The sequence below is a fragment of the Flavitalea antarctica genome (genome assembly GCF_054461535.1).
This window is the reverse complement of sequence record NZ_JBTLQG010000033.1, coordinates 35,737-59,597: the sequence shown is the minus strand read 5'-3', so window position 1 is coordinate 59,597 and position 23,861 is coordinate 35,737. Positions and strand designations below refer to the sequence as shown.

At 44.3% G+C, this 23,861-nt stretch carries 21 protein-coding genes; 7 read left to right on the top strand and 14 right to left on the bottom strand.

Features of this window, described 5'->3' with window-relative positions; translation table 11 throughout:
• Positions 1–60 precede the first annotated feature (60 nt).
• On the top strand, positions 61–651 hold the full coding sequence (locus tag ACX0G7_RS21950) for a TrmH family RNA methyltransferase (RefSeq protein ID WP_458925673.1): 591 nt from the start codon (positions 61–63) through the stop codon (positions 649–651).
• A gap of 7 nt (positions 652–658) precedes the next feature.
• Here ACX0G7_RS21950 and ACX0G7_RS21945 read toward each other — a convergent pair whose 3' ends face one another.
• The 7 genes from ACX0G7_RS21945 to miaB all read right to left on the bottom strand — a co-directional run bounded on the left by ACX0G7_RS21945 (position 659) and on the right by miaB (position 8,110).
• Entirely contained in the window at positions 659–1,624 is a 966-nt protein-coding gene (locus ACX0G7_RS21945) for a YihY/virulence factor BrkB family protein (protein ID WP_458925672.1), read from the bottom strand.
• Between the two features lie 6 nt (positions 1,625–1,630).
• Positions 1,631–2,668 carry an endolytic transglycosylase MltG gene (gene mltG, locus ACX0G7_RS21940; protein ID WP_458925671.1) on the bottom strand — a complete coding sequence of 346 codons (1,038 nt, stop codon included), beginning with the start codon at positions 2,666–2,668 and terminating at the stop codon, positions 1,631–1,633.
• Positions 2,669–2,777: 109 nt separating this feature from the next.
• Positions 2,778–3,131, bottom strand: a complete 354-nt coding sequence (secG, locus tag ACX0G7_RS21935; protein ID WP_458925670.1) for a preprotein translocase subunit SecG — start codon at positions 3,129–3,131, stop codon at positions 2,778–2,780.
• A 1-nt stretch (position 3,132) separates the two neighbouring features.
• On the bottom strand, positions 3,133–4,776 hold the full coding sequence (locus ACX0G7_RS21930) for a hypothetical protein (protein ID WP_458925669.1): 1,644 nt from the start codon (positions 4,774–4,776) through the stop codon (positions 3,133–3,135).
• 4 nt (positions 4,777–4,780) lie between these two features.
• A complete protein-coding gene (lptE, locus tag ACX0G7_RS21925) occupies positions 4,781–5,314 on the bottom strand; it encodes an LPS assembly lipoprotein LptE (RefSeq protein WP_458925668.1) in 534 nt (177 codons plus the stop codon).
• A gap of 78 nt (positions 5,315–5,392) precedes the next feature.
• Positions 5,393–6,637 carry a sigma-54 interaction domain-containing protein gene (locus ACX0G7_RS21920; protein ID WP_458925667.1) on the bottom strand — a complete coding sequence of 415 codons (1,245 nt, stop codon included), beginning with the start codon at positions 6,635–6,637 and terminating at the stop codon, positions 5,393–5,395.
• 54 nt (positions 6,638–6,691) lie between these two features.
• The gene (gene miaB, locus ACX0G7_RS21915) at positions 6,692–8,110 is read right to left on the bottom strand and encodes a tRNA (N6-isopentenyl adenosine(37)-C2)-methylthiotransferase MiaB (protein WP_458925666.1); all 1,419 of its coding nucleotides are present in this window, start codon (positions 8,108–8,110) and stop codon (positions 6,692–6,694) included.
• Between the two features lie 129 nt (positions 8,111–8,239).
• On the opposite strand from miaB, the gene ACX0G7_RS21910 reads away from it, so the two are divergent.
• Entirely contained in the window at positions 8,240–10,678 is a 2,439-nt protein-coding gene (locus ACX0G7_RS21910; RefSeq protein WP_458925665.1) for an outer membrane beta-barrel protein, read from the top strand.
• 32 nt (positions 10,679–10,710) lie between these two features.
• Here the strand turns inward: ACX0G7_RS21910 and dnaG are convergent, their stop codons facing one another.
• The 5 genes from dnaG to ACX0G7_RS21885 all read right to left on the bottom strand — a co-directional run bounded on the left by dnaG (position 10,711) and on the right by ACX0G7_RS21885 (position 17,796).
• The gene (dnaG, locus tag ACX0G7_RS21905) at positions 10,711–12,639 is read right to left on the bottom strand and encodes a DNA primase (RefSeq protein ID WP_458925664.1); all 1,929 of its coding nucleotides are present in this window, start codon (positions 12,637–12,639) and stop codon (positions 10,711–10,713) included.
• 103 nt (positions 12,640–12,742) lie between these two features.
• A complete protein-coding gene (locus ACX0G7_RS21900) occupies positions 12,743–13,414 on the bottom strand; it encodes a gluconate 2-dehydrogenase subunit 3 family protein (protein WP_458925663.1) in 672 nt (223 codons plus the stop codon).
• A gap of 11 nt (positions 13,415–13,425) precedes the next feature.
• Positions 13,426–15,165 (bottom strand): GMC family oxidoreductase, encoded by a 1,740-nt coding sequence (locus tag ACX0G7_RS21895; protein WP_458925662.1) that lies wholly within the window; start codon positions 15,163–15,165, stop codon positions 13,426–13,428.
• 148 nt (positions 15,166–15,313) lie between these two features.
• Positions 15,314–16,360 carry a phosphotriesterase family protein gene (locus ACX0G7_RS21890; RefSeq protein ID WP_458925661.1) on the bottom strand — a complete coding sequence of 349 codons (1,047 nt, stop codon included), beginning with the start codon at positions 16,358–16,360 and terminating at the stop codon, positions 15,314–15,316.
• Positions 16,361–16,380: 20 nt separating this feature from the next.
• Positions 16,381–17,796 carry a sialate O-acetylesterase gene (locus ACX0G7_RS21885; protein ID WP_458925660.1) on the bottom strand — a complete coding sequence of 472 codons (1,416 nt, stop codon included), beginning with the start codon at positions 17,794–17,796 and terminating at the stop codon, positions 16,381–16,383.
• A gap of 205 nt (positions 17,797–18,001) precedes the next feature.
• Here ACX0G7_RS21885 and ACX0G7_RS21880 point away from each other — a divergent pair, with 205 nt between their 5' ends.
• The 3 genes from ACX0G7_RS21880 (at position 18,002) to ACX0G7_RS21870 (ending at position 20,028) form a co-directional block, all read left to right on the top strand.
• Positions 18,002–18,256 carry a hypothetical protein gene (locus tag ACX0G7_RS21880; RefSeq protein ID WP_458925659.1) on the top strand — a complete coding sequence of 85 codons (255 nt, stop codon included), beginning with the start codon at positions 18,002–18,004 and terminating at the stop codon, positions 18,254–18,256.
• Positions 18,257–18,382: 126 nt separating this feature from the next.
• Positions 18,383–19,390: an SMP-30/gluconolactonase/LRE family protein gene (locus ACX0G7_RS21875; protein ID WP_458925658.1), complete on the top strand. Its 1,008-nt coding sequence runs from the start codon at positions 18,383–18,385 to the stop codon at positions 19,388–19,390.
• 422 nt (positions 19,391–19,812) lie between these two features.
• Positions 19,813–20,028, top strand: a complete 216-nt coding sequence (locus ACX0G7_RS21870) for a hypothetical protein (RefSeq protein WP_458925657.1) — start codon at positions 19,813–19,815, stop codon at positions 20,026–20,028.
• On the opposite strand, the gene ACX0G7_RS21865 is transcribed toward ACX0G7_RS21870, so the two are convergent.
• The gene (locus ACX0G7_RS21865) at positions 20,000–20,521 is read right to left on the bottom strand and encodes a hypothetical protein (RefSeq protein WP_458925656.1); all 522 of its coding nucleotides are present in this window, start codon (positions 20,519–20,521) and stop codon (positions 20,000–20,002) included. The two genes, ACX0G7_RS21870 and ACX0G7_RS21865, sit on opposite strands and share 29 nt — an antisense overlap.
• A gap of 251 nt (positions 20,522–20,772) precedes the next feature.
• Here ACX0G7_RS21865 and ACX0G7_RS21860 point away from each other — a divergent pair, with 251 nt between their 5' ends.
• Positions 20,773–21,684: a sugar phosphate isomerase/epimerase family protein gene (locus ACX0G7_RS21860; protein WP_458925655.1), complete on the top strand. Its 912-nt coding sequence runs from the start codon at positions 20,773–20,775 to the stop codon at positions 21,682–21,684.
• Positions 21,685–21,791: 107 nt separating this feature from the next.
• Here ACX0G7_RS21860 and rluF read toward each other — a convergent pair whose 3' ends face one another.
• Positions 21,792–22,538: a 23S rRNA pseudouridine(2604) synthase RluF gene (gene rluF, locus ACX0G7_RS21855; protein ID WP_458925654.1), complete on the bottom strand. Its 747-nt coding sequence runs from the start codon at positions 22,536–22,538 to the stop codon at positions 21,792–21,794.
• Between the two features lie 135 nt (positions 22,539–22,673).
• Here rluF and ACX0G7_RS21850 point away from each other — a divergent pair, with 135 nt between their 5' ends.
• Positions 22,674–23,858, top strand: a complete 1,185-nt coding sequence (locus ACX0G7_RS21850; RefSeq protein ID WP_458925653.1) for an acetyl-CoA C-acyltransferase — start codon at positions 22,674–22,676, stop codon at positions 23,856–23,858.
• The last annotated feature ends 3 nt before the right edge of the window (positions 23,859–23,861 follow it).

The following is a 23,861-nucleotide window of genomic DNA, read 5'->3' as shown; positions in this document are numbered from 1 at the left end:
AATTGAATATCAGTTCACGAAGATAGCTTTTTGTATTTTCGTTTCATAGTTTTTAGAAATATGACACCAGAAAGGGAAGCCAGATTGTTGACCGTACTCAGTAAACGCCAGGATGACCTCACTGTTGTACTTGAGAACGTTTTTGACCCACATAATATTTCAGCAGTAATGCGTACATGTGATGCAGTGGGTATACAGGATATTTATATCCTGAATACGAAAATCCCAATTCATAAAAAATGGGGTGCCAAAAGCAGCAGTAGTGCTGTGAAATGGCTCACCATACATCAGTTCACTGATGCGGCCGAATGCATGGCCGTATTGCGTCGCTCGTACGACAAGATTCTCACCACTCATTTGTCTGCAGATGCAGTTGATTTATACGGAATAGATTTCACGGGTAAACTTGCCTTGATCTTCGGTAATGAACATTCGGGAGTGAGTGACGAGATCAGGGATATGGCCGATGGTAATTTCCTGATTCCGCAGTCAGGAATTATTCAATCATTGAATATTTCGGTTGCCTGTGCGGTTTGCCTGTATGAAGCTTACCGTCAGAAAAGCCTTGCCGGTCACTATAACGCGCGGAAAATGGACCCCTTGCGCGCAAAATCATTGTTGAAGGAATGGAAATATTATGGTGAAATCTAACACCTTGTTATGCAGTTACGTGAGGGCGCGAATCCTCCTGTTTGGTCCTTTCTTCCGCCAATGCCCTAATGGAGTGGATGCTTACATTTAGTTCATAGCCGATCAGCAAAACCAGGGAGTTAATATAGATCAGACTCATCAGCACAATGATGGTACCGATAGAACCATAAAACGCATTGTATTCACCAAAGTTATTGACGAAGGCAGAAAATACAAGTGTCGACAATATACTTAAAGAAGTTGCCAGCACAGAGCCCGGAGATACAATGCGCCAGGGCTTTTTTATTGCCGGTGCGTATTTATAAATCAGGGCTATGGAATAAAATATCAGCCCCAGGATGAACACCCACCGGATAGAATCAATCAGGGTTATCAGTATTTCGCTTTGTATACCGAGCCACCTCAGGACCTCACTTTGCATAATCAGCAGTACAAGACACGCAAGTACAAGTCCCATCATAATTGTTGTGAGTTTAATAGCCGTCCACCTTGTCTGGAACTCTGATCTTTTTTCGAACCCGATATAATTTTTATTGAATGATCGCATCAGGCCCATCATCCCATTGGATGCAAAAAATATAAGGAGGATGAAACCAAATGAAATGAGGCCGATTCTGGTCTCATCAAGAAAACTATCTACAAAGGCAATAATGTTCTGATTGTATTCCCGCGCAGGGATCATATCAGTTATCAGCGTATGCAATTGCCTCTTCAATGGCTTTTTTGGTAAGAAGGGTAGTTGCGGTATTATGGTGAACAGGAAGAGGCACGCAGGAGGTATCGCCATGATAACATTGTAAGAAACTGCGGACGCACGTTCGGACAGTCCGACCTTCTTAACCTCTGCGAGGAAAAACATAACTACGTCATACAATGGCAGCCCATCGAAACCCGGCAGTATGATTCTTTTTGATTTAGCAATTACATACTGAACGGGAGATGTATTTAATATGATGCGTTGCCATTTGACCATATAAGTTTACAGATCTTCTTTGGAAGCCTGTCTTATTCTTTGCAATGAGTCTAAAGTCTGCCGGTACATTTTTGCGTACTTTAAATGATCGTTGTAGTTGGTTGCAAAAAGATGCCTGCCTGAAAGGTCCGGTTTTGCAACAAAATAAAGATATTCAGTTTCAGGCGAATTCAAGACTTCATCAAGGGTTTCGAGCGAAGGTGTGCATATCGGGCCTGGTGGCAGGCCAAAGTTGCGATACGTATTGTAGGGTGAAACAACAGCAAGATGTTTTTCGTATATACGTTTGAGTGAGAAATCGCGCAGCGCAAATTTAACCGTTGGGTCGGCCCCAAGACGTATCGATTTTTTTAGCCGGTTACGATAAACGCTGGCCATGGTGTCTTTCTCGTCTTTTGCATTTGTCTCTTCCTCCACTATTGATGCAAGTATGTATGACTCCGTTGGAGTGAGCCCGATCTTTGCAGCTTTTTGTTTGCGCTCTTCGTTCCAGACTGTTTTATATTCTGCGAAGAGTTTTTTGAAAATCATAGTGGGAGTAGAGTTCCAGAAATAGGTATAGGTATTTGGAAAAACGGCCGTCATTATCGTATTCGTGTCCAGTCCATAATGTTTGAGTGTATCCGCATTATTCATGTAACTGATAATTGCCAACGAGTCACTTTCAAATTTTCTGCCTACCAGGGCAGCAAAATTCTCCTTTGTGCGGATCTTCGTAATAACGAGATTGACGGGGGATTGCTGGCGGTTCCTCAGTATCCTGGCGAGCGTCCACAGACTCGTTCCCTTTTTAATTTCATACTTACCCGGGCTGAGATTTTCCCATACATCAACCCGGTTAGCGAGAAACCGGAATGAGCCGGGATCACTGATCAGTGTATCCAGGCTCTTTAAAACGGCTGCCTCATTTGCCTCCCCCGTACGGATATACAGGTACCTGGTTTTCTCATCAAAGCTGGTTGCCGACATAAAAAAACGCCAGCCAATGAACAGCACTGACACAAGAACCACAACAATTAAAGCAAGCAAGATTTTCCTGAGCATAATAATATATCCTAAAGTTAGATCGTAATTCCTTTTGAGTCAGGGTGTAAAATAAAACAAAAAAACCCTGCTATGCCAGCAGGGTTCGTTATATTTTAAGCTTTGTAAATTAAGGATTCGGAGTCGCAGGCTGCGGTGTTGCAGGATTCGGCTGTGCCGGAAGCTGTTGAGCCGGAGCTTGTTGTGTCGGTGTGGCAGGACGTCCACCCCTGAGCTCCCTGGTATCAACCGATGTGCCTTTTGGGATAAAAACGATAGAAAAAATACAAAGAAGCGCGATGGCTGTTGCCATAATCCATGTACCCTTTTCCAATACATCAGTTGTTTGTTTAACGCCCATGAACTGGGAATTGAAACCGGCGATGTTTCCGGCCAGTCCGCCACCTTTAGGATTCTGGACAAGTATCAGAAAACCAACAATTACACTAGTTAATATCACCAGGATCAGGAACAGGATCATCATATCACAAGACTTTTAATTGGTCAATTTTGGCTGCAAAATAAGTGCTTTTGGAGGGATTTTGCAAACTTAATTTACGATAGATCTGGCGGGCCTTTTCGTAATTACCCTGTTTTACCCAAACTTCAGCCATAGATTCAGTGAGTACCTCTTTTTCCTCAACAGAATGTTCTGCAATCCGCCGTATGGATGACTGGTCCGTTTCATTCAAACCGTTTTCAGCCACCTGCTGAGGTAATCTTTTCATGCTCCGGATCCATTCCGTGAAGCTTTTTAACTGCTGGCCCAGCTTGTCTTTCGACAGATCCTCCAGTTTGAGCTTTATTCCCTGGGATGCGAAGTAATCAATAGTATGGTATGGGTCAAAAGCAAGTTTCCGGTCATCGGCGGCTTCATCGCTCTTAGGCGCTCTCATTTGTTCTCCTTCCAGCGGTAGCGGATCCCGTTGCGATGCCTTCTGAGCCTCGAATGATATAAGGTCCGGCCTGTCTACCATTGCGTCATCCGAAAGTTCAGACTCCCGGTTTGGCAGATCTTCCTTTCCGTCAGGGCTGCTGTGAAAGCTCTCATGTCTTTCAGCATCTCCGGCAACTACCCCGGACGTGAGGTGTTTTCGTTTTTCGAAGTTATCGCGCAGGTCCTCATCCGATACCCGTTCGTCTCCGGGAGAATCGGCTTCCCCGGTATTCTCTCCTTCCTCTTCCATCTCCCAGGGTGCGTTAAGTGTTTCTTCATTAAGACGAATCTCTTCATTTGTTTCCTCTTTTATAAAACCCGCAAACAAACTTCCGTCGTCATCACTAATAGTGTTTGTGTGCGACGATTGAGACTGCGGCTCAACTGCAGAATCTATTTCATGCAGTTGCGAATCGGCCGTCGGGATTTCCTCAAGTCCGGGAGATTGTGCTTCGTTTTTATATTGATCAGGAGATTCAGTTATCAGCGCTTCATCATGCAAAGGCTGTTGCACATCGCTGTTGGTTGCGCCTTCACCACTTGTAGTTTCATCAACGGAAGTCAATTGTTCATCAGCGTTGTATATTTTTTCCGTATGTTCATCAGCGTTATATTGGTTTTCCGTATGTGCATCAGCGTTATATTCGTTTTCCCCAGTCTGGCGTAAATCAATATCTGGTTCACCCGGTTGTTCATCCACGTTATATTCCCCTGGTTGTACGCGTGCCTCTCCCGTAATAACATCATTGTATTTAACAGAATTATCCACGGCCCCGGCTTTAACAACGGCTGGTTCTGCGGAATGTTCTATAATTTCGTCATCAACCGCGCTATGTTCCTCTGAAATTTCCCGGCTATGGCCTTCTGAAATTTCATGATCACTTTCAGTCTGAGTTTCTGACTGCAACACCGGCAGCGCATGTTGCCGTGATTCTTCAGTGCCGTTTCCGTTCGGTTCCTGTAATACGAATTGTAACCAGGCCGGATTGTTAAAGTAAATGGAAGTGACAGCTATTTCACGTTCAAAAGCTCGCTTTTCCCCTTGCAGCTGTAATTTTTTGGCAAGCAGGAGGTGGCCCGTACCGGCAAATGGATATTGCCTGGTAAAATACCGGAGTTCGCTTTCAGAAACTTCATCCAATGTTTCTTTCTGAAATAGCTGATATACTATTTGGCTGATGTTCCTGAGCATATTATTACCAGTTAGAAAAGATCCTGTTAAAGATTTCATCAGTCATGTTCTGAACAATAGTCGGTAGAAGTCGCTGCTGGGCAGTTGTAAAATCTATTTCTGCCGAAAAGTCAAAATTACGTGAGACATCAGCTTCAAAACTTTTTGTTCCTTCAGGCAAGTTATTAATAAAATCCACTTTCACCGTAACAATTATCCGGTTTGTTGCTGCCTGTTGATCGCTTGAAACACCAGAAGTTATTGGCCTGAAATCTACGATAGTGGCGCCAATGTCATAATGCGCATCCTCGCCCTGGGTAGGGCGCAACCTTGAAAACTGGCTGTTGATCTTTTGTCGCAACCGATCCGTTAACTGTGGTGCGAGTGCCGGGTTTACATTGGTTGCCCGATTCTCAATCAATTTCAACCGGTATGTTTTAACGCTTGCAGGCACACTCGCATCTTTAAAAGAATAACATCCACCTGCCAGGGCGATCGTCATAAATGCCAGGATCAATCTTAACCACAAAACAGAACGAAAATGTTTAATCGATAACATTGATCTTATAAATTTTCAAATGAATTAGTAAATGTGCAAGTCGCCTGAATAGTAAAATAAACATCTTTAAGGCATCACTCACTCCTTGATGTCATATTCCTTCAACTTCCGGTATAAAGTTCTTTCACTGATGCCGAGATCCAGGGCGGCATCTTTTCTTTTGCCCTTGTGTTTTTTTAAAGCCTTAAGAATAAGCTCTTTTTCCTTGTCCATTATATTTAAAGATTCTTCCACTTCCTCATGAAGATCAATTGAATCATGACCATGGTGAATCATTACCGGTTGCTTATTGGAAATAGCCGGTTGCAGGTTATGGCTCATAATATCTTCTGTCTTCATCTCCTTAAGTTCATTCATGAATGATTTATTATTCATGGCCAACTCGGGATTCTGCAACATCTCCAGGAACATCCTTTTCAATTCCGTCACGTCCTTTTTCATGTCGAAAAACAGTTTGTACAAAAGATCACGTTCATTTGCGAATTCGTGACCATTGCCATTTGCTGCTGCATTCGCAAGTACAGGTAACCGGTTAAAATCCCTGTCTGGCAGGAATTTCTTCAATTCCCTGGCTCCGATATTTTTATCAGTGGACAGTACAGAAACCTGTTCTGCAATGTTCTTTAATTCACGGACATTTCCTGGCCAGCTATAGTTAATTAATACATTTTTCGCCTCGTCATCAAGCTGTATGATCGCCGATTTGTATTTATCAGAAAAATCTGCGGCAAACTTTCTGAATAACAGCAGTATATCTTCCTGCCGGTCACGCAAAGACGGGACCCTGATTGGAACAGTGCTTAAACGATAGTAAAGGTCCTCGCGGAATTTGCCGGTTTGTGTAGATTCAAGCAGGTCACGGTTTGTTGCTGCAATTACGCGAACATCAGTTTTCTGGACCTTTGATGATCCCACTCTGATAAATTCGCCGGTTTCAAGAACACGTAATAATCTTGCCTGTGTCCCGAGTGGTAATTCTCCCACTTCATCAAGAAAGATAGTACCGCCGCTCACTGTTTCAAAATAACCCTTACGGCTGTCAACGGCACCTGTGAATGAACCTTTTTCGTGTCCGAACAACTCACTGTCTATAGTGCCTTCGGGAATAGCACCACAGTTCACCGCGATGAAGGGGTTATGTTTCCGGGCAGATAATGCATGAATGATCTGGGAAAATACTTCCTTACCAACGCCACTCTCACCAAAGATCAGCACCGTCAGATCAGTATTTGAAACCTGTGATGCCACCTGGAGCGCGAAGTTCAGGGCGGGTGAATTTCCTATAATTCCGAAACGGTTTTTTATCGATTGGATGTCTGCCATTGTCTCTTTTTAGTCTATCCTTCTATAAATTGATTCGCACAAAGATTGTGCATATCAAATAATTTCCCCGTGCAGGGTTGCTTTGGTACAGCTGATAACCCTGACCATGGCATAATCGCCTTTGCCAGGACCATGATTGCCTTTCGGGAATATGATCACCTTGTTCTGACCATTCCGGCCCATCCAATGTTGATCACTCCTTTTGCTGTTGCCTTCAATCAGCACTTCGAACGTTTTACCAATATCAAGCTGGTTGTTTTCATGGGAAAGCCTGTATTGCAGGGCAACGATCTCATCGAGGCGCCTGCTCTTGACCGCTGCGGGTACATCATCTTTATATCTTTTAGCCGCCAGCGTACCGGGCCTTTCACTATATATATACATGTAGCTCTGATCGTAGCGGGCGTATTCCATGAGGCTTAGGGTATCCTGGTGATCAGATTCTTCCTCCATACAAAATCCGGCGATTACGTCAGAACTTAAACCACAATCGGGCAGTACTGCACGGATTCTGTCGACCTTGGCCATATACCATTCCCGCGTATAGGTCCTGTTCATCAATTGTAATAACCGGGTTGAACCACTTTGAACCGGTAAATGAATATAGTTGCAGATATTATGATGACGGGCCATTGTAAATAAGACCTCATCTGTTATATCTTTTGGGTGAGAAGTGGAAAACCTGACTCTTAATTTAGGGTCAATCAACGCAACCCTTTCCAGCAACATGGCAAACGTTACCGTCTCGCCGGTGACTTCATTGGTCCATTGGTAGCTGTCCACGTTCTGGCCAAGCAAGGTCACTTCGCGGTAGCCGGCTGCAAGTAGTTCCCCGCACTCTCTCACTATAGAGTCAGCGTCCCGGCTCCTTTCCCGGCCACGGGTAAACGGCACCACACAAAAAGAACACATATTATTACAGCCACGCATAATGCTTACAAATGAAGTCACCCCATTGCCATCAAGACGGATAGGGGAAATATCTCCATACGTTTCCTCACGGCTCAACAGTACGTTTACCGCTTTTTGACCGGTGCTTGCTTCAGCAATCAGTGAAGGCAGTGAACGGTATGCATCAGGTCCTACCACGAGGTCAACGAGTTTTTCTTCCTCCAGCAACCTTGATTTCAGCCTTTCTGCCATGCAGCCAAGAACGCCGATCAACGTACCCGGACGCCTCTTCTTCGTTTTACGAAGCAACTCAAGTCTCTTTCTTACGGTTTGTTCGGCTTTTTCGCGGATCGAACAGGTATTTATGAGGATCAGATCAGCTTCTTCAAAATTTCCTGTAGGACCGAAACCGCTCTCGCTCAGGATGGAAGCCACAATCTCACTATCCGCGAAATTCATTGCGCACCCGTAACTTTCGATGTAAAAACGCCTCGTTACGGCTGGTCCGGCCAATCCCGGCAATACCAGCGCTTCACCCTGACGGGCCTCATCATGCACTTTGGTCTGTTGTAAATCAAACATGGAAAATGAAAAAAATTTAAGACTGCAAAGATAAGGAAAAATGACAGGTTGGCAGACGAAATGAAGCGGTCTTAAAAAACGATTAACCTACTTTGAAGTCCTGTGAAATTTGCTAATTTCAGCCTCTGAATGCAATCAAAACTCGCTCTACTCTTTTTATCTTTCTTTTACGTCATAAGTGCTTCGGCCCAGGCACCGGGACCTGGGATCATTGGTGGGAACCTGCTCGATGAAAAATCGGCCGCCGTTGCGGGGGCAACTGTCGAATTGATCTCACTGGCCGATACATTAAGTTTCCGCAAAACCACCGCCAGCGGAGCCACCGGCGATTTTGCCTTTGGAGCATTGTCTTTTGGCTATTACCGGGTTAGAATTTCATACACTGGTTTCAAGCCAATTGTTATAGATAGCATTCACCTGCGCGAGGAAAGGTTCGACTTCAGCCTGAATGACCTGGTTTTCAAGCTAAACGCCAGCACGGAGCTCGAAGAAGTCGTTGTGTACGCAGAAAAACCCCTAATCCAAAGCAGGGAAGGCAATATTACCTACAACGCTGCTGAATCGCCGTTAAGTGCCGGGTCAAACGCAAGCGACCTTTTGAAAAATGTTCCCCTAATCGCCACCGACCCCGACGGAAAATTAAGTGTAAGGGGTAAAGAACCCAAAATTCTCATCGACGATAAGCCGGTTGAAATGAATGCCCAACAGTTACAGGATTTTCTTGAATCTCTTCCCGGATCAATGATCGAAAGAATTGAGGTAATGACTAATCCGCCACCACAATATGCCAATGAACAGGGCGGGGTAATTAATATCGTCACCCGTAAGGGCAGGGTAGGACTGGGAGGGAGGATCAACGTGTCTGCCGGAACCAGGGAGGAAGCTGGCATAAGTGGTAACCTCAACTATCGGCGGAAAGGACTGGCCATCAATTTTAATGCAGGCACGGGCCTCAACCGATATACCGGGTATGGATATTCTAAACGACAAAATATTTACCGCGACTCCTCGAACTTTCTCTACAGTACATATCAGAATGTCAGTGAGAATAACCGGCCAAATGCAAGACTCAGTGTTGACTACGACCTTGATCCGCGCAATACGATAAACCTGTTGCTGCAGTTCAATGAAAACGTTTTTGACAATTATAATGAATCTGTGTTTACCAACCTGAGCAACGATCGGGAAGTATACCGGATCAGCAACCGTAATACGCAAACCAATGGTATGAGCCTGAATCCATCGGTTAACATGACTTATACGCGGCGGGGAAAACAACCGGGTGAGACATTAAGAATCATCGCCGGCGCTAATTATTCTTATAACGAAAACAACCGGCTGTTTTACCAGGAATTTTTAAACCCTGATTTCACAAGCGCCGGTAATGATTCAACACAAAGGCAGGATAATACAAGCCGGAGCGGTGGATTTAACATGAGGCTGAACTATGATAAACTTCTTGCAAATAAAACAACAACAATATCGACCGGTGGATGGTATAATTATGTTTCCAACGATGTGCTTGTTAATTTCCTCAACCTCGATAAATCAGGTAGCAATTTGTTTATCAGGAATACCGGACTAAGCAATGACTTCAATTTCAGTCAAACAATCGGGAACCTTCGCTTTTCGGTGAAGCAGGTGATCGTTGAGGGCATGAATATCACCGGTGGAATCAATGCGGAACATACAGCTATAGATTTCGACCTGTCAAATGGTGCCGCGAAGGCTGCTAACGATTATCTCAGCTGGTTGCCATTTGCAAACTTTACAAAATACTGGAAAGATGAGTTGAATGCAACCCTGTCATATCGCAAAACAATAAGGAGGCCTGGCATTGATCAACTCAATCCCACCATCGATTACAGTAATCCTTATAACACACGTTATGGCAACCCTGACCTGGAAGCATCTACCTCCCATAACTTTGACCTGATGTTGGGTAAACACAACGAGAGGTTTTATGTAAACTTCGGCCTTGGCCATAATATTGTGCAGGATGTATTTATCCAGGTCCGGAACCTGGTGGCCGATGGTAAAACAGAAACCAGCTGGCGAAATATTGATGACCGCAAGGAGTACGAGATCAGTACCTGGTCCGGATATACTTTTTCGAAAGCCCTGAGAGCTAACTTCAGCGCGGGCTATAATATCAATCAGTACAGCAGGTTTGAGCGTGAAGTAAACAAGTATAGAAATGGCGGATCATTTACCAGTAGTTTAAATGCGAGTTACTCACCAAAGGACGTATGGAACTTCAACGCAAATTTTGTTTTTAACAGGTTTGCCAATCCCCAGGGCACGGTGCGAAGCAAGCTCGGCATGAATCTCGGTATTCAACGTAAACTGTTCAATAAACGGTTTATCATAACCGTGAACGCAATCGATCCTTTATTCCAGCAGGAGAATTTGTCTTTCACTTACGGACCCAATTTCAACCTGGAGTCTATGAACAGCACAAACTCGAGAAACTACCGCTTAACACTTGGCTACAATTTTATCCGCGGGGTAAGTAAGTCGAAGGCAAAAGCGGAAAAGGAAAAGTTGCGGGAGATTATAAAGACTTAAGTGCTGGTTCACAATTTTGGAACACCTTCCCACTACTTAAGAATTACGGTGCCGGCTTTCTGGAGCAATTCTCTTTCTATCATTTTCAGGTGTTGATGTGTCTGGATCAGCATCATCTGTTCCTCTGAAGTATGTGGACGTTCAAGATCTTTTTGATTGTCTTCAATCATTTTTTTGACCTTGCGAAGCTTCAGGTAATTGACGGTTGAAGTAACCTCATCCCGGTAGAGCTCTTCAGTTGTTTTTATTTTAGTTTCGAACTGATCCTTCCAGTTATGACTGAGTTCATATGGGAAATCCATAATTGACAGAACAAGTGTACTCAGCTGCCGGTCCTCGTGGTAAAGGAAGTTTTTGGGACCAGGGGCAAGACCCTCATCAAACCAGGCTTTATATGTTTCAATGATACGGACAAGCTCAGGGTTTGAAATGGTGTCGTTGTCGAGTTGTTCTTCGAGGATATATTCTGCGACCGTATGTTCTTCGTCCCAGGGCATCATCCCGTATTCTATTAAACATCTCACCATGCCGCGTTCCTGCATCTCATCACGGTTCAGCAAACTGATCGTGTCATCATCGGGTGGGGCAGCTGCCTCTGCTTCAGCAATGCGAATGTCTGCAGCGTTTTGTTTGTTTTCCTGCCTGGTAATTTTTTCCCTGATGAATTTATTAACCAGCGCCGTCAGCCCGCTTTCTTCGATTTTTAGTAAGTTGGCGCTTTGTCTTATATAATCTTGTTGCCTGGAGAAGTCTTCAATTTTGTTGATGCGTGAGATTGTTTCAGCTACCTGGTTCACAACTTCTGCTTTGCGATGCGTATCATTTCCCGCATCTTTGAGGCTCACTTCAAGTTGAAATAAAATGAAGTCTTTTTTGTTTTCCTCAACAAACTCCCGGAAAGCAACGGAACCGATACGGTTCACATAACTATCCGGATCTTCTTTGTCGGGTATAAGTACCAGTTTTACATTCAGGCCCTCTTCGAGCGCAAGGTCCAGTCCTCTCAATGCTGCTTTGATCCCTGCGGCATCCCCGTCATAGATTATAGTCAGATTGTTCGTGTACTTTTTGACCAGCCTCAGCTGATCGGGCGTGAGTGAAGTTCCACCTGAAGCAACAACATTTTCAATCCCTGCCTGGTGAAGTGAAACAACATCGGTATAACCTTCTACCAACAAACACTCGTCGTTTTTATCAATGGCATGCCTGGCAAAATAGGAACCATACAAAATCTTGCTTTTGATGTACAGCTCGTTTTCAGGTGTATTGATATACTTTGGACCACGGTCCGCTGAGCCAATAACACGGGCGCCAAAACCAAGGATTTTACCGGTCTGATTATGGACCGGAAAAATTATGCGTCCCCTATAGTTGTCATAACTATAGTTTTCCCGTACGGCAACCAGGCCGGATCGCTGAAGGTTTTCCAGGCTATACTGCGCCGCAAGTGCAATCTTCGTAAAGGCATCGCGTTGCTGTGGATTGTAGCCGATTTGAAATTTCCGGATGATCTCTTCATTGAAGCCCCTTTCTTTCAGATAACTGAGCGCTATGTCCTGGCCCTCTTCAGATTCAAATAGTTGTCCGGTAAAATATTTTTGTGCAAAATTATTGATGATATAAAGGCTATCGGCAACCTGCTGCTGTTGTTTATACTCAGGCGAAGTCTCTGTTTCCTCGATCTGCACGCCATACTTATTAGCCAGCCAGCGAAGGGCATCTACATAAGTATATTTCTCATGATCCATCAGGAACCCGATGGAATTACCGCTACGACCGCAGCCAAAGCACTTGTAGATCTCTTTTGAGGGAGAAACGGTGAACGATGGTGTTTTTTCGTTGTGAAAAGGACAAAGTCCAAGGTAACTTGCACCGCGTTTTTTCAATTTTACGAATTCACCGACGATCTCGACAATATCGATCCGGTTTAGTATCTGTTGTATCGTTTGCTGGGAAATCACGTTTGTTCCTTGAACAGGTAAAGTTAAGTGCTGGCGCCCGCAAATAAAAAAGCCAGCAGAAACTACTGCTGACTTCTGAAAAAGAAATATTTGCGGTAAAAGATCAGGCCTTATCGTAACTGATACATTCCTTCAGTTCTTTTTCCGTGTAAGCTAAATTGTATTGCTTGAGCACATCATCGGGAACCCCGTTCCACTGGTTAGGCCGATTGCCGACATAGCCGATATCTTTAACACCGATCTCTGAAGTATAAAAGCCGGTAGAGACCAGGTCGCGCATGAGGTTGAAGAATGAAACACCGGCAGCCATTTCAGGTTTTGCTTTTTTTGGATAAGCTATCTGGTCCACCATTTCTATCCGCTGTTGCTCACTGCAATCCTTAAACGCTTTTTCGTATGATTTGAGGCACTGCATATCCAGCCATCTCAGTCCACCGCGCATGGGCAACTGGTGCTGTGGCATATCTTTTACGATAAACTCAATGAACTCAGGAACCTTTGCGTCGGAAGCAGAACCACTCACATCGTCTTTTGGGATTATGATATCACCCATGATGGTGATGGTGGCCATTTCGTGGGCAGTAAAAAACTGCTTTGAAACAATTGAATTATAAGCTTCTGTTTCCTCGGGCATCCGGTCAATTTTCGGTTTGTCCGGTCCCGCTGCATCAGCTTTATCAACTGCTTTTTTATCGTCGGTTTTACAGGCTTCCAATAAAACACCGGCAGAAATTGAACCAAGAGCCAGGGCTTTGAGGGATTTTCTTCTGTCCATAGTATCCTATTTTATAAGTTTTGTTTTTTCATTTCATCAATAATATATTCCGATGTTCTCATTGAGAGTGCCAGTATCGTCCAGGTAATGTTTTTATCTGCCTGGCTTGGGAACGCCGCTCCATCAACAACAAACAGGTTTTTGCAATCATGCGCCTGGTTCCATTTGTTAAGTGCGAAACGTTTTGGATCGTTACCCATTCTCACCGTGCCGGCTTCATGAATAATTTTACCAGGTGCTTCCAGTCCATACTCATTCTCCGGAGTGCCATCATCACCCCAGGTAATGATCGCTCCCATATTATGCATGATCTCACGGAAAGTATCCTTCATGTGTTTTGACTGTTTGATGTCATGCTCTGTCCATTTATAGTGGAAACGCAGGGCAGGTATACCAAACTTGTCGACCACAGTCGGATCAATCTCACAATAATTTGTTTCAACTGCCATAGCCTCACCACGACCAGCCATACCTACGCCGGCCCCGTAAAAGAATCGATGGTCCTCTTTTAAAGAAGCGCCATAACCACCTGCTTCCTTTTTCTTTCCATGTACCTGGTATTTTCCGTTCATGCCCTGGATACCCATTCCAAAACCGTAAGACGGCTGGCCCATGCCACCCCAGTATTCAATGTGATAACCACGCGGAAAATCAAGTTTCTTGTTATCGAGCCACCATGGAGAATATACGTGCATGCCGCCAACTCCATCTTCATTGTAGCGTTTACGATCGAATAATTCAGGAAGAACTCCGCCCATTGCTGTACCTGTTGAGTCATGGAGATATTTTCCGACAACACCACTGCTGTTTGCAAGACCATTCGAATGTCTTGGAGATTTTGAATTAAGTAACAGGCGTGATGATTCGCAGGCGCTGGCAGCTATAATAACTGTTCTGCCCGTGATCTGGTATTCCATCATGTCATTTTTATCAACATAGGAAACACCGGTAGCTACACCTTCCTTATTGGTAAGCACCTCGCGTACCATGGCATTAGTGATCACATCAACATTACCTGTCTTAATAGCAGGATTTACCAGTACTGAACCGGATGAGAAATCCGCATATACACTACAGGACCTTCCGCACTGCGCACAATAAAAACATGCGCCACGTTCATCGTTGATCTTTTTTGTAAGAATAGAAAGACGGGAGGGAATGGTGGTCACACCGGCAGCAACGGCTGCCTTTTTGATCATCAGCTCATGTAACCTCGGCTTCGGAGGTGGAAGGAAAACGCCATCAGGGTGGTTTTCCAGGCCTTCATTGGTTCCGAATATACCGATCAGCTCATCTATCTTATCATAAAAAGGTTTTATGTCCTGGTAAGTGATCGGCCAGTCTTCACCAAGGCCATCGATACTTTTTCTCCTGAAATCATCCGGGCCGAACCGGAGTGAAATACGTCCCCAGTGGTTTGTTCTTCCACCCATCATTCTTGCACGGAACCAATCCCATCTTGTATTATCCTTATGTGTATAAGGTTCTCCGTCGATTTCCCATCCATGATAACATCCGTCAAAATCACCGAATGGTCTGAACTTGGTACTGGCACCACGTCTTGGCGAATCCCAGGGGTTCTTCAACTGGTTAGTATTTTTTGCCGGATCAAACATCGCACCCGCCTCCAGTAAGCAAACTTTCAATCCTGCTTTTGCCAGAACGTAAGTTGCCATACCTCCGCCGGCTCCCGAGCCCACTATAACTGCATCGTAACTTTTAGGTTGTTTCTTAACCTGAAGATCTCCCATACCGCTAATTTAATTTAGAAAACTATAAATAATTCTGCCTGGAACTGATTAATAAGCAGTCCGTAAATGTAAAATAATACTGCCTTATGCAATAATAATTTTGATTCTTTTTGAATTAAGCTGTTTTAATGTATCATGATAGATCAGGTCATTTTACTTTTAACGGGCGCCTGGAAACGGAAAAAGCAGTTGCGGGGTTCTTCGAAAAAACAAGATTCAATTCATCTTTTGTAAATCCGTTTGCCTGCATTGCCGGAAGCAGGAAGTCGTGAACTTCATTATAGCTTCTATAATTGCCGCCTCCGGGTTCGCCTACATGATACCAGCCGGCATCTTGCGAAATCAACACTTTGTTTAAGCGTTTGACCTGTTTCATTTCATTCAGGAACCTTATATAATCCGTTGTTTTGTCTTTATTATAACCGTCGAAAGAAACCCAGCCGCCATTTTCAGCAACTTTTAAATGATAACTCCGGTCGCCCTCATTTTGTGCATGTATCCAGATCCACGATGAAGGGTCCGCACCGAACGACGTGATGATTTTCATTTCCTCAAGTGCAGCCTTCCCATCACCGGTATGTATTCCAATGGTCAATCCAGTTTCCAGGTGAGTAAGTGCTGATGCTTCGACCAGTTTTTGTTGAACGGCTGACAGCGGGAAATTATCCACCCCTGATTTTATGAAACCGGGTTTGATGCCCGATTCTTCAATTCCATTTTTCCATTCATTTATCCATCTGTTGGCAATCTGCCTTGATGTTTCTGTATATGCATGGGCCGGTATGAATTTTTCCTTTGCCGCTCCATAGTAACCCGTGTTCGTCACGATATTCAATCCGGAAGCTTCGGACAACCTTCGCAAAAGCTGTACATCGCGGCCGAGATAAGCCGGTGTGCATTCCATGATCGTCTTAGTGCCTTTGCTTTTTGCTTCAAGCAGAATGGGAAGCGCCTTACTATAGACATCCTCCTTGTTATATCTAGATTTTGAAACTTCTGCTGCACCAATAAAGTCGACCATGATATGTTCATGGCTAAGTGTGAACCCGATGTTTTCTGCCATAACACGGCCCCGCACCGTCATCAGTCCTGGTTCATCCCGCGCAGTCGCAGATAAGTTTCCCATCGGCAGGCAGTAGCCGGCGGTTGCAGTGAGACCCTGCCTGATAAACGTTCGCCTCGGATATTTGTTCATGGGGGAAGAAATTGATCTTATTAATTTTTGCCTGTATCCACGTCCCAGTTATCTGTCCGGAAAGGAGTAAGGGGTAATCCATCTTTACTGAATACATTTCCTATCGCTTCATTCGAAAATGCAAATCTCACTGCAACCGGTGCTTTCACCTGTTTTGATGATACCTGGATAGCACCGCGGACAATCTTTGCATCAGCAGGATAGAATTGTTTGTCCGCACCAGCAATATACCATTCGGTGGCTTTTCTCCCTTTGATCATCAGGCCTGGCTCCGCATGTTCAAGCTTGAGCGTGGCTATATTTTTGTTAACAGACATGCTTCGGAATGAAGGACTGCGATAGTGTCCATGCAACCCGTAATGATCGCCGAGAGCATAGTTTGCCAGCCGTTCTCCAACGCTGTGTTTGTTTTGTGGATGAATGTCTTTCACATTATCTACCAGATCAGTAATCACGACCATCCCGGTCTTTGGATGTTCCCCGACGCTGGACTGTGCTTCACGCAATAATGCACCAACATTTTTGTTGCCATAACTGTAAGGGGCTATCTGAACGAAATAAAATGGAAAGTCTTTATCCCAGGCGAGTCTCCAGCTACTGATCATATTTGTAAGCAGCAGTTGGTAAGTATTATAAGTCATCGTATTGCTTTCTCCCTGGTACCAGATAACGCCGGCAATATTGAACGGAATGAGTGGGGCTATCATCGCATTGTAGGTTTTCCCGGGCTTGGTTGGCCACCAGGCTGCATCCGATATTTTCATCGAGGCAAGCCTGGTTGTTTCATCGTTTGTCACAACTGTTGCGGGCGTCCATGTTTCCGCAGGTGTGCCACCCCAGCTTGAGTTGATGAGACCGATCGGGACCTTTAATTTTTCGTACAGTTTTTTTCCAAAGAAATATCCAACCGCACTGAAGGATTTTAATGATTCGGGGCCGCACTCTTCCCAACTCCCCAGGCAATTATCCTGGGGATGATCCGAAGTTGTTTTTGGGATATTAAAAAACCGGATTTTATTATTGCCACTGACAGGTAACTCGGTGGTCATCTCCTTTAAGCCCTGCAGGCTGCTCCATTCCATGTTCGACTGACCCGAACAAACCCAGACTTCGCCGATCAATATATTTTTAAGTACGATGGTATTCTGGCCTTTGAGGGTGATCGAGTAGGGGCCGCCTGCTGCCGGAGTCGATATCCGGATGGACCATCTTGCGTCGCCGTTTGCAGTGACCGAGTCGATCTTTCCGTTCCATGAGAGAGTGACAATGATCTTCTCGGCTGCATTCGACCAACCCCACAATCTGGTCTCGGCATTCCGTTGCAGCACCATGTTATCAGCAAGTACCGAAGGAAGCCGGATGTTGGCAGAGCCGGATTCAGGAAACAGGATGGCACAGAGAAAGATGAAGCGGGTTAAAGCTTTAAAGGTCGACATACAACTGTTTGTAAAAATTGTTAAGCAATCGGGTGATGTCCAGTAACTTAAGAATTTCCGCGTAAATCTCATTAACGATACTGAGAAATTTACGTGTTGATCCATATTTACCTGTAATCTACCAGAAAAATGCAATTTTTTTGTTAAAGCCCCGTTTTCTGATAGTAAATTCGACTTACACATATCCAAACCCATGTTCAACCCTATGTACCCGTACATCCAAAATGCCCAGGACTACCTGGCCGAGAAATGCCTGCTTATGGACAGTCATAATGTTCAGGCCAGCAAAATTGCTTTTTTGAAAATCCAGAGCTGGAAGTTTTCACTGAAGACTCCAGAGGTCGGGATACGTTATCAGCAGGAAGCGGAGGAGATGGTGAAACAATCCTTCCTTTCTTATGTCCCAAACAGTTTTGTATTGAGCGAAGAAGGATTTCATTTCAGTGAAATTTCGAATTGACCACTTAGTTCCTTCTGAACAGAAGATTGATTATTGATTAAAAGCAAGTTGCCCCAAACTGGATATGTATTATTTATTTATCATAGATTGGATGTCGCTTTGTTATAATCAATAATCAATTGTCTGATGTTTGCCAACCTAATCTACCGTTATCTCTCCCTGGCCATCGCCGGCCTTTTATTCTACTCGTGTAATTCCACCACTCCGGATGCCGTTGGTTCTTTCGAGAAACTGGATCCTGAATTTGACGCTGTTATCAGTAGCAGCGCATCCATAGAGATTATCGCCGATAGTCTTGACTGGTCCGAAGGCCCGCTGTGGCTGGAAGATCAGCAAACACTGCTTTTCTCGGACATTCCGCCGAACACCATTTATAAATGGACAGCAGGTGGTGGCAAACAGGTTTATCTTAAACCTTCCGGATATACCTCTAACCTGAAACGTGGTGGTGAAGTCGGTTCAAACGGGCTTACACTCAGTCCGGAGGGACAACTTGTGATCTGTCAGCACGGGGACAGGCGCATTGCAAAAATGAAGGCACCGCTTGACAAACCTGCTCCTGAGTTTGAAACATTAGTTGATAATTTCAATGGAAAAAAGTTTGATAGCCCAAATGACATCGTTTTTGATAACCGCGGTAACTTCTATTTTACAGATCCTCCATACGGTCTTGAAAAACTGGTAGAGGATCCAAACAAAGAAGCGGCATACCAGGGGGTATACAGGGTCACTAACGGAAAGGCGCACCTGCTTGTTGATTCAATCAGTCGTCCGAACGGAATTGCTTTTACACCCGATTATAAAACACTGATCGTTGCCAATTCAGATGAGAACAAACCAAACTGGTATGCATTTGACATCTCGCCAACCGATTCGCTGGTGAATCCCCGGATCTTCTATCATATGCCGGATGCTCATTTTAAAGAAAAGGGAGGGGGAGATGGATTGAAAATAGATAAGAAGGGTTATGTATTTGCAACGGGTCCGGGCGGGGTTTGGGTCTTCAATAAGAATGCAAAATTACTGGGCAGGATACGCGTCTCAGAAGCAGTATCCAATTGCGCCTTTGCAGATGATGACAAAACACTTTTTGTTACTGCAGACAGATATGTACTAAAGATCAGATTGAGATAGCATGTTAGCGTTGCCATTTGACAGTCCGATAGCTAATTGAATTACTCCTGTTTTTGATTCGAGCCCTGTCTTTATTCTTTAGTGAGGAATACCATGATGAATAGTTGTTTTAAGCTTCGCTGATACATGTACAGCATATACGTAACAACCGAATGGCACGATTTTTTACCCAGTTTGCGTGTATTAGATTTGGAAGATAATATCCTGGCAAACACCAAAGGTTATTTGTGTTCATGAACGTTTGCTGATTATAAATCCTGATGCCTGTTGATGGCAAGTACTGTCCCTTATCATAAAGATAGATGAAGCCTGAATCGAATTGTTTTAGGATAGTCTGATGTGCGTGGAATTTGCTCTACATGTTAATTTATAACCGAATCATATTTAGCTTCTATTTTTTTCATTAATAAAACCCCTTAATTATGCGAACCGCAGGTATTGTTCTTATTATCGTTGGCATTCTCATGTTTGTATTTTCAGAAGTCAATTTTACAACTGAAAAAAAAGTCGTTGATGTTGGACCGATCGAAGTGAATAAAAAGGAAAGAAAGTCTGTCGGCTGGCCTGTTTATACCGGCGGAATAGTAACACTTCTTGGTGTAGTCCTGGTTATTGCAGGAAGCAGGAAGGCAAGATGAGCGGCATTGATGAGTGCTGAATAAGAAAACCGGATGTCTTCCGCTGGCACATCGATTGTGCCTGGTAATGAAAATTTTTAATTATGGCAAAAACCAGAAGATCAACCTCAGTAAGCAGGAAATCGGCGGCTAAAAAGTCTCCTGGCAAAAAGTCGGCAGCTAAAAAATCTGCTGTTAAGAAAAGATCAGGCGCAAAGAGCGCTTCACCCGGGAAACGTACAGCAAAGAAGAGTGCGGCGAAGAAGAGTGCGGCGAAGAAGAGTGCGGCGAAGAGGAGTGCAGTAAAAAAGGGCGCGTCGAAGAAGCAAGCGGTAAAAAAAGGAGCAGCCAAAAGGGGAGCAGCTAAGAAGAGAGCGGCGAAAAAAGGATCGGCGAAGAAAAATAAGCTTGGAGTAAAGAATTCACTGGTTAATAATATTAACGCGCGGAAAAAGAAGGGGAAGTCCCGGCCAAAAAAGAAGTCATCAGTTTCCCGCGAGTCATATAACCGCATGCAAAATAACTGGCAGTAAGAGCGGATCAGTATCAACCGTACTCAACATATAACTGAATAAATGAACGTATAAGTTAGCGTATGATCTGTTAGGTTTATGCACGGCCTCATGACCGTGCTTTTTTTCTGCCGGCACCTCCCAAATCCATTCTCAATATTCGGATGCGAATACTAAGCGAAAAAATTTATATTAGTGTGCCATTTGAACTTTTCACGCGATAAAAAAGTCCACCAAAATCAAACTTTCGAAAATGTATAATTCAAGAAGAAGATTTCTAAAAAATGCCGGGTTAACGATTGCCGGTTCAACACTGCTTTCTGATTACCTGTTTGCTTCCACCCAGGCTGGCGAACTTCTGGGCGTTCAGCTTTATTCCGTCAGGGATGATATGAAGAAAGATCCGCTGGGAACGCTGAAACAACTTGCGGCAATGGGATACAAAAACGTCGAACATGCCAATTATGTTAATCGTAAATTTTATGGTTACTCAGCAGCTGAATTTAAAAAAGTACTGGATGACCTGGGTATGAAGATGCCGAGCGGTCATACGGTTTTGGGAGCACAACACTGGGATGCAGCAAAAAATGATTTTGCAGACAGCTGGAAGTGGACAGTAGAGGATGCGGCCTTACTCGGCCAGCAATTTGTGATCAGCCCATCCTTGCCGGACAACATGAGGAAAACATATGACGATTTAGCAAAGGCAATGGAAATGTTCAACAAGTCAGGTGAGCTTTGTAAGAAGTCAGGAATGAAATTTGGCTATCATAACCATGATTTTGAATTCAGTGAGAAACTGAATGATCAGACATTGTTTGATATTATCCTCACCAAAACTGATCCCTCTTTGGTTGCGCAGCAACTCGATATCGGTAACATGTACAATGCGGGTGCCAAAGCTCTCGACATTATGAAAAAATACCCGGGACGGTTTGAATCAATGCATGTAAAAGACGAGATAAAAGCCAGTACAGGTAATGAAAAATTTGAAAGCACTGTGCTTGGGACCGGAGTAATCCCGGTAAAAGAGGTGATTGATCTTGGCCGTAAATCAGGTGGTACGATTCACTTTATCATTGAGCAGGAATCTTACCAGGGTAAAGCGCCGCTTGAATGCATGAAGCAGGATCTTGCTATTATGAAGAAATGGGGATATAAATAAATATTTGAGAAAGATATTTGCTTACAGCAGTGATAAATCTGAATGAGGGTAAAATATTTTGCTTGCGCCCGGTGAAAAGATCTCACCGGGCGTTTTTTTTATCAATCTTATTCATCCATCCCGTCATTGCCGGAATCACCATCAGCGGTTTTGCTTGAATTAGCGACCATGCCGTTGATGGTAGTGATTTCAGCAGGAGTAAAGTATCTCCATTTGCCAGGTTGAAGGCCATTGATCGTTATATTCATAATACGTATCCGTGTCAACGATTCAACCCCATATCCAAGTGCTTCGCACATCCTCCTGATCTGGCGGTTCAGGCCCTGCACCAGGATAATCCTGAAACGATTAGGCCCTTCCTGTTTTACAAAACATGGCCTGGTAACAGCACCTGGTATACGAACTCCACTCCGCATTTTCTGAATGAACTCCATCGTTACGGGCTTATCAGTTGTCACGATGTATTCCTTTTCATGTTTGTTGCCTGCCCTTAATATTTTGTTTACTATATCTCCATCATTGGTCAGGAATATCAATCCCTGCGATCTTTTGTCGAGCCGGCCGATGGGAAATATCCGGCTCTTGAACCGGATGTAGTCAATGATATTCGTTTTGTCTTTCAGGTCAGTAGTACAGGTCACACCTTTCGGCTTGTTTAGCATAATATACACTGCAGCCTTCTTCTTTTTCAGCGGCTCACCATCTACCTGCACCACATCATTTTCAGCGACACGGTTGCCTTTTACTGCTTCTCGTCCATTGATAGTTACCCTTCCCTGTTCGATATAGTTATCAGCTTCTCTTCTGCTGCAGAACCCCGTTTCACTTATGTATTTATTAAGGCTGGTATCCATGTTTTGATCCTTGTAACTGCATGCAAAGTTAAACTTTATGAATTGAACAGATAATTTTATACATTGAACCATCAAATAATCATCAAACAGTCTTTGTTTTAAATTGTTATTATCTCAGACTATAATCTGACAGTAATGGAAAAAAAAGAAGTGGTAATTGTGGCAACAGTGCGAACACCGATTGGAAGTTTTGGCGGTGCATTAAAAGATTTTTCCGCAACGCAACTGGGAGCTTTTGCCATCAGGGGTGCATTGGAAAAAGCGGGGCTTTCCGGCGACCAGGTGGATGATGTATTAATGGGTTGTGTGATCCAGGCTAACCTCGGCCAGGCCCCGGCGCGCCAGGCAGCTATCATGGCCGGATTACCAAAGGAAGTTAATTGTACTACTATAAATAAGGTTTGCGCCAGTGGCATGAAGGCGATCAGCCAGGCTGCCCAGAGCATCGCACTCGGTGATGCCGAAGTCGTAATCGCGGGTGGCATGGAAAGCATGAGCAATGTGCCATATTACGCTGAAAACATGCGTTGGGGGAACAAGTACGGGAATGTGAGTTTCATAGATGGGCTTGCAAAAGATGGTCTTACGGACGTTTACGATGGATTGGCCATGGGCAATGCAGCGGAGCTTTGTGCGGGCCAATGCGGAATCTCCAGGCAAGAACAGGATGAGTTTGCTGTACAGAGTTACCAGCGAAGTCAGAAAGCATGGAATGACGGGGCATTCAACAACGAGATTGTCCCGGTATCGATTCCCCAGCGAAAAGGTGACCCGGTGCTGATGGCTAAAGATGAAGAACCATTCAATGTGAAATTTGATAAGATACCGGAACTAAAGCCTGCATTTCAGAAAAATGGAACGGTGACTGCAGCAAACGCTTCTACCATGAATGATGGTGCTGCTGCTCTTGTGCTGATGAGTGCAGAAAAAGCCCTGAGTTTGGGTTTAAAACCGCTTGCCAGGATTGTTTCCTATGCAGATGCCGAACAGGCTCCTGAATGGTTCACCACAACACCATCGATAGCAGTTCCGCTTGCTGTAAAAAAAGCCGGTCTGGAGATGACGGACATAGCTTACTGGGAATTGAACGAAGCATTTGCAGTTGTTGGAATCGAAAATACCAGGCGCATGCAGCTTGATCCTGCCAGGGTTAATGTTCACGGAGGGGCCGTATCTATAGGCCACCCGCTTGGTTGCAGCGGTGCAAGGATCATTGTGACGCTTCTTAACATATTACAAAGAAATAATGCGCAATATGGCGCGGCAGGTATCTGTAATGGCGGAGGCGGCGCAAGCGCAATGGTGATTGAGAGACTCTGACAA

What these genes read in the sequence shown, in the direction of transcription:
- ACX0G7_RS21950 (WP_458925673.1), top strand. Translation starts at nt 61, where the DNA reads ATGACACCAGAAAGGGAAGCCAGATTGTTGACCGTACTCAGTAAACGC.
- ACX0G7_RS21945 (WP_458925672.1), bottom strand. Translation starts at nt 1,624, where the DNA reads ATGGTCAAATGGCAACGCATCATATTAAATACATCTCCCGTTCAGTAT.
- mltG (WP_458925671.1), bottom strand. Translation starts at nt 2,668, where the DNA reads ATGCTCAGGAAAATCTTGCTTGCTTTAATTGTTGTGGTTCTTGTGTCA.
- secG (WP_458925670.1), bottom strand. Translation starts at nt 3,131, where the DNA reads ATGATGATCCTGTTCCTGATCCTGGTGATATTAACTAGTGTAATTGTT.
- ACX0G7_RS21930 (WP_458925669.1), bottom strand. Translation starts at nt 4,776, where the DNA reads ATGCTCAGGAACATCAGCCAAATAGTATATCAGCTATTTCAGAAAGAA.
- lptE (WP_458925668.1), bottom strand. Translation starts at nt 5,314, where the DNA reads ATGTTATCGATTAAACATTTTCGTTCTGTTTTGTGGTTAAGATTGATC.
- ACX0G7_RS21920 (WP_458925667.1), bottom strand. Translation starts at nt 6,637, where the DNA reads ATGGCAGACATCCAATCGATAAAAAACCGTTTCGGAATTATAGGAAAT.
- miaB (WP_458925666.1), bottom strand. Translation starts at nt 8,110, where the DNA reads ATGTTTGATTTACAACAGACCAAAGTGCATGATGAGGCCCGTCAGGGT.
- ACX0G7_RS21910 (WP_458925665.1), top strand. Translation starts at nt 8,240, where the DNA reads ATGCAATCAAAACTCGCTCTACTCTTTTTATCTTTCTTTTACGTCATA.
- ACX0G7_RS21900 (WP_458925663.1), bottom strand. Translation starts at nt 13,414, where the DNA reads ATGGACAGAAGAAAATCCCTCAAAGCCCTGGCTCTTGGTTCAATTTCT.
- ACX0G7_RS21895 (WP_458925662.1), bottom strand. Translation starts at nt 15,165, where the DNA reads ATGGGAGATCTTCAGGTTAAGAAACAACCTAAAAGTTACGATGCAGTT.
- ACX0G7_RS21890 (WP_458925661.1), bottom strand. Translation starts at nt 16,360, where the DNA reads ATGAACAAATATCCGAGGCGAACGTTTATCAGGCAGGGTCTCACTGCA.
- ACX0G7_RS21885 (WP_458925660.1), bottom strand. Translation starts at nt 17,796, where the DNA reads ATGTCGACCTTTAAAGCTTTAACCCGCTTCATCTTTCTCTGTGCCATC.
- ACX0G7_RS21880 (WP_458925659.1), top strand. Translation starts at nt 18,002, where the DNA reads ATGTACCCGTACATCCAAAATGCCCAGGACTACCTGGCCGAGAAATGC.
- ACX0G7_RS21875 (WP_458925658.1), top strand. Translation starts at nt 18,383, where the DNA reads ATGTTTGCCAACCTAATCTACCGTTATCTCTCCCTGGCCATCGCCGGC.
- ACX0G7_RS21870 (WP_458925657.1), top strand. Translation starts at nt 19,813, where the DNA reads ATGCGAACCGCAGGTATTGTTCTTATTATCGTTGGCATTCTCATGTTT.
- ACX0G7_RS21865 (WP_458925656.1), bottom strand. Translation starts at nt 20,521, where the DNA reads ATGCGGTTATATGACTCGCGGGAAACTGATGACTTCTTTTTTGGCCGG.
- ACX0G7_RS21860 (WP_458925655.1), top strand. Translation starts at nt 20,773, where the DNA reads ATGTATAATTCAAGAAGAAGATTTCTAAAAAATGCCGGGTTAACGATT.
- rluF (WP_458925654.1), bottom strand. Translation starts at nt 22,538, where the DNA reads ATGGATACCAGCCTTAATAAATACATAAGTGAAACGGGGTTCTGCAGC.
- ACX0G7_RS21850 (WP_458925653.1), top strand. Translation starts at nt 22,674, where the DNA reads ATGGAAAAAAAAGAAGTGGTAATTGTGGCAACAGTGCGAACACCGATT.